The following is a 1,829-nucleotide window of genomic DNA, read 5'->3' as shown; positions in this document are numbered from 1 at the left end:
CGGCGATGGAGGCCGCCCTCCTGCTCGCCGCGCTCGCGACGCGCGCCGGTGACCACGTGCATCTCCTCATGTTCGACCGCGTCACCCGAGCACGCGTCACGCGCGTCGACGGTCCACAGCTCCTTCCCGCACTCGTGGATGCCATGGCCCCCGTCGACCCGCAGCTCATCGACACCGACTGGGATGCCGCGCTCGCCGAGGTGCGCGGTTTCACGCAGCGTCCCGCGCTCGTGGTGCTGCTGACCGCCGCCGATGACCCCGAGGCCGCGCGAGCGTTCCTCGCGTCGCTCCCCGCCGTCGCCGCGCGGTCGCGACTGCTGGTGGCCACGGCCACCGACGGTCCGGGCGAGACCCCGGCGCGCGACGACGCCGCCGCCGTCTACGCCGCCGCCGCCGTCGAGCGCGCGCGGTCCGACGCCGATCGCGTGCGCGCGGCCGTCGAGCGCGCGGGCGGCGACGCGGTCTCCGCCTCGGCCGACGACCTGCCCCCTCTCGTGGCGGACCGCTACCTCGCGCTGAAAGCCGCCGGGCGGCTGTAGCGCGAACCCCCTCCCGGCCGCGGGGCACGGCATCCCTCCGCCCGCCGACCCCGACCGAGCACGGCCGTCGCACCGCGACGGATCACAGGCATCCCAGGCGTAGCACACAGCCGACCATGCATCCCGTCGCATACGTCGCGGCTTATCCTGGGGGGTACCCTTTCCAGCCGCCGGCGTGTCCCTCCGCGCACGGTTCGGCCGTCTACGCACAGGATGCGGGAGCTCTCTTGCCAGGAAACGCCACCACCCGCTTCGACGATGTGGCCCTCGTGTCGGTGGCGAGCGTGCTGCCCAGCCGCGTGACCACGTCCGACGACATCGAGGAGCGTCTGGCTCCCGCGCTGTCGCGTCTGAAGCTCAAGCCCGGACTCCTCCGACGGGTCGCGGGAGTGGTGGAACGCCGGAACTGGGCCGAGGGCGAGTCGTCCGACGAGGCGACGATCGCAGCCGGCAAGCAGGCGCTCGCCGAGGCGGGCGTCGACCCGAGCGAGATCGGGCTCATCATCAACACCTCGGTGACGCGCAAGCACCTCGAGCCCTCCGTCGCGGTGCGTCTGCACCACGGGCTCGGGCTGCCGAGCTCGGCGATCAACTTCGACGTCGCCAACGCGTGCCTCGGCTTCATCAACGGCATGAGCCTCGCGGCGGGCATGATCCAGTCGGGTCAGGTCAAGTACGCCCTCATCGTCAACGGCGAGGATGCCGACGAGATCCAGGTCAACACCATCAACCGGCTCGTCCGCGAAGACCTCGACCGCGACGCGTTCATGCAGGAGTTCGCCTCCCTGACCCTCGGTTCCGGCGCGGCGGCCGCCGTGCTCGGCCGCGCGAGCGACCACCCCGAGGGGCACCGCATCGTCGGCGGCGTGACCCGCGCGGCGACGCAGTTCTACGACCTGTGCGTCGGCAGCGTCGACGGCATGTTCACCGACGCGAAGGCGCTGCTGAAGGGCGGCCTCGACCTCGTCGTCTCGGCGTGGAAGGAAGCCCGCGGCGAGTTCTCGTGGACGGGCATGGACCGCTACATCACCCACCAGGTGTCGTCGGTGCACACCTCCGCGATCGTGCGCGCCGCGAAGCTCGACCGCGGCCGGGTGCCGGTCACCTACCCGCACCTGGGGAACGTCGGCCCCGCCTCCATCCCGATCACCTTGGCCGACGAGCAGAAGACCCTGCGCCGCGGCGACCGCGTCCTGCTGATGGGAGTGGGCTCCGGGCTGAACACCGGGATGCTGGAGCTGGCCTGGTGACGATCACGGACCTGTCCGCGACTCTCCCCCCGGCGGGCCT

At 72.3% G+C, this 1,829-nt stretch carries 1 protein-coding gene and 1 pseudogene; both read left to right on the top strand.

Going from position 1 to position 1,829, the window contains the following annotated elements:
- Positions 1–539: pseudogene (locus tag I5G_RS18890) on the top strand (DUF58 domain-containing protein); the annotation flags it as partial.
- 227 nt (positions 540–766) lie between these two features.
- Positions 767–1,789, top strand: a complete 1,023-nt coding sequence (locus tag I5G_RS18885) for a 3-oxoacyl-ACP synthase III (RefSeq protein ID WP_026096098.1) — start codon at positions 767–769, stop codon at positions 1,787–1,789.
- Positions 1,790–1,829 lie beyond the last annotated feature (40 nt).

Origin of the sequence: Microbacterium sp. B19 (genome assembly GCF_000333395.1) — a bacterium.
In the GTDB taxonomy this organism is placed as follows: domain Bacteria; phylum Actinomycetota; class Actinomycetes; order Actinomycetales; family Microbacteriaceae; genus Microbacterium.
This window is presented reverse-complemented; position numbering and strand designations above follow the sequence as displayed.